Origin of the sequence: Candidatus Culexarchaeum yellowstonense, assembly GCF_024707025.1 — an archaeon.
In the GTDB taxonomy this organism is placed as follows: domain Archaea; phylum Thermoproteota; class Methanomethylicia; order Culexarchaeales; family Culexarchaeaceae; genus Culexarchaeum.
This window is the reverse complement of the sequence record NZ_JANGFQ010000222.1, coordinates 1-5,545: the sequence shown is the minus strand read 5'-3', so window position 1 is coordinate 5,545 and position 5,545 is coordinate 1. Positions and strand designations below refer to the sequence as shown.

Sequence of the window (5,545 nt, the reverse complement as noted above, 5' to 3'; positions counted from 1 at the left end):
ATTCAGGGAGTACCGACTGAGGAGAGTGGAATGAAAAGGTACATGCTTACTGAAAAGGGGAGGAAGCTTCTTGAGGAACAACGCAAAGTTTACGCTCAATTCCGTATGGATCGCAAGTTTTTTGCCCTGCCATTTATGAGTAGTTTCTGGCTTCGCATCCCCCCAGAAGAAGCTGCCGAAGTTAGAGAGACATTCAGACGCATTCTCAAGGCACTAGTTAACATAGGTTTAACCCTTGAAGAAAGGTTTTCGGAGCAAGCCATGAAAGAAGTTTTGAATATTCTAAATGAGACAGCCCAGAAGCTTGAAGAAACAGAGAAAAAGCTGAGGGGTGAATAAATTGAGGGAGGAAGTTATCAGGGCTGAAGGATTAACGAAGATTTACAATAAGAGTCTAGTGGCCGTCGATCACATAACCTTCAGCGTATATGAAGGTGAAATATTCGGCTTTCTTGGACCGAATGGTGCAGGGAAAACTACGACAATAAATATGCTTATAACTGTGCTTAAACCAACGGAGGGAACAGCCTCAGTGCTTGGTTTCGATATCGTGAAGCAGGCCAACGAAGTTAGGAAGGTTATTGGCGTTGTACCACAAGAATATACGGCTGATGAAGATTTAACTGGCTACGAAAACATCATGCTCTGCGCAGACCTATACGGTATTCCCCGCGATATAGCCAAGAAGAGGGCTTTAGAGCTGCTGGAGCTTGTGGAGTTAACGGAGTTCAAGGATAAACGGGTTGAAACATATTCCGGTGGAATGCGCCGTAGACTTGAACTTGCATGTGGACTAATTAACAGGCCTAAGGTGCTGTTCTTGGATGAGCCTACCCTGGGTTTAGACGTTCAAACGCGTGCTGCAACATGGGAATACATTAAGCGTCTAAAGAGGGAGTATGGCATGACCATTTTCATGACCACACATTACTTGGAGGAAGCTGACACCCTATGCGACCGCATAGCCATCATAGATCATGGGAAGATAATCGTGACTGGGACGCCCAGCGAACTTAAAGACAGCTTGGGTGGAGACATAATAACCATAGCCATAAGAGAAGATGCTGATGTAACGGAAATAATAAAAGGCGTTGAAGATGTTAAGGAGGTTCGAAGGGAAGATGGCGCCTACAGAATTAAAGTTGCAAAGGGGGAGGTAACAGCCCCAAAAATCATTGAAGCTTTGAGGAGTAGGGGCTTCACTGTAACAAGACTTTCACTAACGGAGCCAACTTTAAATGAAGTCTACCTAGAGTATACGGGGCGGGCTATCCGCGATACTGAGGAATCCAGGGAGGAATTTATGGCTCAACAGAGGACTTTAAGGAGGGCGAGGAAAACATGACAAGTGCTCCAAACGAGTGCAAACCAAGCTTTACTAGAGGATTGTGGGCTTTAACCCGCCGAGAACTTAAAAAGTGGCTTAATGATCCAGTCATGCTTGCAATGTTCATTATCCAACCCCTCATATGGATGGGGTTGCTGGGTAAATCCATGAACATTCAAGGGCTATTCTCATCCGGCAGTCTTGGCAACATAACCATCCCCAACATCCAGATACCTGGAAGATTTGCAAATCCACCCATCAATGGAACCATAGTCATACCAGGCGCTTTGATTGCACAACAACTTCAGCAAATGTTTTCAAACATAGGGGAAAAGGTTATGATGAACACCTTCGGCGTCACAGACTACTTCAGTTATATGGCTGTGGGAATGATTTCAATGATAGTCATGACCACAACCATGTTTAGTGGAATGTCCATAGTTTGGGATCGCCGTTTAGGCTTTCTGGATAAGGTGATAAGCACCCCCGTTTCAAGGGCAGCCATAATATTCGCTAAAATTCTCAACTCAACCTTCCGAGCCATGTTCCAAGCAACAGTAATATTATCACTTGCCTACTTGATAGGGCTACGGCTAAGCTCAACATTCACCTTGCTCAACATTTTAGGAATATACGCAGCAATATTCCTGTTAAGCGTTGGACTTTCATCAATTTTCATAGCCTTCTCCATAAGATCTACACGTATGGAGAGACCAATGCAATTCGTAAGCCTAATAACAACTCCCTTAATGTTTGCAAGCAACACATTCTTCCCAACATCAATGATGCCTACATGGATGCAAATCATAGCACACGCTAACCCGCTTACCTACCTAACAGACGCCATTAGACAGCTAACAATACTACCATTAAATACATCATCCCTAATAATAGACTTCATATATCTAGGAATATTTGCTTCAATACTAGCTACAATAGGCATAGTGCTCTCATGGAGATACCTAACCAAATAAGAGAATCATAAATTAGATGCAAACATCAATATTCCACACATTTATACTCTTATACTCTAGCTCTAGGTTTAATCATAATTATGGAAAGCAATTAGAAGATTATTTTGTTGTTCATTAATTTTAGGGAGAATGATGAATTTTAAATGATCAACCTTAAAAGAATAAAAATTTGTAATTAAGCAAGGCATTAATTATGGAAAATTCCATCATCAACCTCTCCTCACCACAGCCTTAGCCCAATCGCCATATTTAATCCAAGCAATCGATAGTAAGCCGCCAACAACATTACTTAATGAGAGTGCAAGCCAAATTCCATAAGACCCCATCATGAAGGTAAAGGCAAATATGTATCCCATGAAAATTCTTATAACCCAAAGCCTAACAATCCCTATTAAAGTTGGGATAAGCGTATGTCCAGAACCTCTACCCGTGGACATCCCAATCATGAATAACCCGAAGAAAGCCAATGTTGGAAGAAGGGTTCTAAGGAAGGAATCAGTTTCAGCAAAAACTTGCGGATCATCTGTAAATGCAACAATGATATCTGACCTGATGGGGTACAATATTAATGAACCTAGAAGAATTACACTAAACACAAGCAATGCAGATTTATATGCCACCTCCCTAGCCCTACTGAAATTCCCTGCACCAAGATTTTGCCCAACCATTATGGAGTTTGCCCCCATAAAACCCCACAAAGCACCATCCACAATATCCATGATTACGAAACCTATGGAGTAAGCTGTGGCAACAACGACGCCAAAAGCGTTAACCAATCTTAATTGGAATATAAATGCGAAGCTGTTAGTTAAACCTAAAGCTAAAACCGGAATACCTATACGTAAAACCAACCTAATCCAATCGAGATCAATGTTGCTTGTAAATTTCACCTTCAAATCTGGATAACTCTTCCTAAGTATGTAGGTTAAACCCGTAATGGATATCAATTTCCCCATGACGTCAGTGGCTGAAGCTCCTACAACCCCCAATCTTGGAAACGGACCAATACCCAAAACTAGGAATGGGTCTAAAGCCACATTCGCTGAAACAGCAATCACATTTACAATTGCAGGCCTCCTAGTATCGCCAACGCTTTGAAGTATAGTAGTGTAAATGAATGAGATATAGTTTAGGAAGACATCCACAGCAATAATCCCAGAATACTTCATAACATCATCAAATATTTCAGGTGGAACTGAAACAATCGATGTGAATATTAAGCCTCTAAGCATGTAGAAGGTTGTGGAAAATATTCCTCCAAGAATGAATGCTAAAGTGAAGAATTTGGAGGCGGAGGAGCTTGCATCCCTATAGGATTTAGCACCAATATACTGTGAAATAATGCTTAAACTTGCAGCTGTCAAGGCATTTAAAACTGCTTGGAAAAGCATGACCACAGGCCAAGTTTGCCTAGGAACAGACACAGCATAATCACTATACATGCTCAGCCAAAACGCATCAGCAACATTGTAAGCCACCATAACTATCTGATTTATTAGGGGTGGAATGCCGAGCCATATTAGGGTTCTAATGATTGGGCCACTAACAATCTGATCCCTATACCTACCAATACCTCGAGGCTCAACCCCCTCTTCAATCTCATCAGACATAACTTTATTAATTCAAAAATAATATCCCTATAAAATTAACTACAACATCATCACTTAATTTAGAGGGATAATAGTATTGGAGCTATCAGAAGCGCCACCATATTCATAAGCTTCATAAAAATGTTCAGGGAGGGGCCTGCAACATCCTTCAATGGGTCGCCAACGGTATCGCCAACAACTGCAGCTTCATGTGCTGGGGTACCCTTCATCCAGAAATCCTTCTCAATATACTTCTTAGAATTATCCCATAATCCACCTCCAAAAGTGAACATTGGGGATAGAATGGCTGACGATGATAGCCCACCAAGCAGCATTGCTCCAAGAGCATATTTGCCAAGTGTGAATCCAATTAGTATTGGCGGCAACATGGCTATAAATCCGGGGATAACCATACGCTTAAGGGAGAGGTTTGTAGCCACATCAACACATCTAGCGTAATCGGGCTTAGCCTTACCCTCAAGGACTTCTGGATTCTCCTTAAAATAATTCCTAATTAAATCCACCAATTCCAAAGCAGTTTTACTTGTTGCACCAATAACCATTGAGGAGAATATGAAGGATAATGATGCACCTATAAGTAGGCCGGCAACGAATATTGGGCTCATAACCCTAAAATTGATATTCCAGAAATCAATGATTTCACTATAAGTCATGAATATCACGAGGGTTGAGAAAACTCCAGATGATGATGCAAAAGCCTTGGTGTAAGCTTTAGTGGTATTCCCAAGGGCATCAAGCTCATCTAAACCGCCATTGAAAACTCTAAATCCAGTCATCTCAGCAATTCCAGCAGCATTATCACATATGGGGCCGAAGGCATCACCAGACATTATAAAGCCTATGGCTAAATCAGTTCCAAGATTAGCTCCAAGAATGCCATAAATTGACCCATTCGTTACAATGTATGAGAATAGGAAGGCTGATGCCACCATCAATATTGGTAGGAAGGGGCCTTGAAGAGCATAGGAAAACCCGGTTAAAATATTTATGGCTGCACCACGCTTAGATGCTTCAGCAACCCTCTTCACAGGTCCACCGCCAAAACCAGTATAATACTGGACTACAAACCCCACAGCCAAACTGGCTAATAAACCACTTAAAATGCTTAGGAAAACATTGAAGTCATGTAGTGTTAGCATGGAAACTATGTAGGAACCTGAAATGCAGAAAATTGCCGTTACAATTAAACCCAAATTGAATATAAAAGTTGGTTTCCCCCTACTTGAAAAGTTTATCAATGAAATACCAACTAGAGTTGCAATTATGCTCGACGCTCCAAGTAGCAGTGGGAAAGCTAAAGCATTAATACCAAACCTACCAATAAACATCGATCCAAGTATCATTGCAGTAACATAATCATCACTGAGAGACTCAAAAAGATCAGAACCCCTACCAGCACAATCACCAACAATATCACCAACTTGATCAGCGATAACTGCTGGGTTACGTGGATCATCCTCAGAAATTCGATGCTCAACCTTACCCACCAAATCAGCAGCTATATCAGCAGCCTTAGTGAAAATTCCACCACCAAGCTGGGTGAATAATGCAGATAAACTAGCTCCAAAACCGAAACCAACAATGTAAACTGGGTTTTGAAGTATAATATATAGGAGGCCAACACCAATCAAACT

The 5,545-nt window shown here is 41.4% G+C and carries 5 protein-coding genes; 3 read left to right on the top strand and 2 right to left on the bottom strand.

Translation table 11 applies throughout. The annotated features are described in order from the left end of the window. The 3 genes from MRT15_RS11535 to MRT15_RS11525 all read left to right on the top strand — a co-directional run. Window positions 1–339, top strand: a 339-nt coding sequence (locus tag MRT15_RS11535; RefSeq protein ID WP_304330389.1) for a hypothetical protein, incomplete at its 5' end; no start/stop codon positions are given. A gap of 1 nt (window position 340) precedes the next feature. Next, window positions 341–1,345 carry an ATP-binding cassette domain-containing protein gene (locus MRT15_RS11530; protein ID WP_304330387.1) on the top strand — a complete coding sequence of 335 codons (1,005 nt, stop codon included), beginning with the start codon at window positions 341–343 and terminating at the stop codon, window positions 1,343–1,345. Continuing rightward, window positions 1,342–2,301 (top strand): ABC transporter permease, encoded by a 960-nt coding sequence (locus MRT15_RS11525; protein ID WP_304330386.1) that lies wholly within the window; start codon window positions 1,342–1,344, stop codon window positions 2,299–2,301. The genes MRT15_RS11530 and MRT15_RS11525 overlap by 4 nt, the downstream gene beginning before the upstream one ends. 209 nt (window positions 2,302–2,510) lie before the next feature. Here the strand turns inward: MRT15_RS11525 and MRT15_RS11520 are convergent, their stop codons facing one another. Both MRT15_RS11520 and MRT15_RS11515 read right to left on the bottom strand, forming a co-directional pair. Next, complete coding sequence (locus MRT15_RS11520) at window positions 2,511–3,911, bottom strand: MATE family efflux transporter (protein WP_304330385.1); 1,401 nt, start codon at window positions 3,909–3,911, stop codon at window positions 2,511–2,513. A gap of 59 nt (window positions 3,912–3,970) precedes the next feature. Continuing rightward, window positions 3,971–5,545, bottom strand: a 1,575-nt coding sequence (locus tag MRT15_RS11515) for a sodium-translocating pyrophosphatase (protein ID WP_304330383.1), incomplete at its 5' end; no start/stop codon positions are given.

Coding starts and splice junctions, on each gene's coding strand:
- MRT15_RS11525 (WP_304330386.1), top strand. CDS start 1,342: ATGACAAGTGCTCCAAACGAGTGCAAACCAAGCTTTACTAGAGGATTG.
- MRT15_RS11520 (WP_304330385.1), bottom strand. CDS start 3,911: ATGTCTGATGAGATTGAAGAGGGGGTTGAGCCTCGAGGTATTGGTAGG.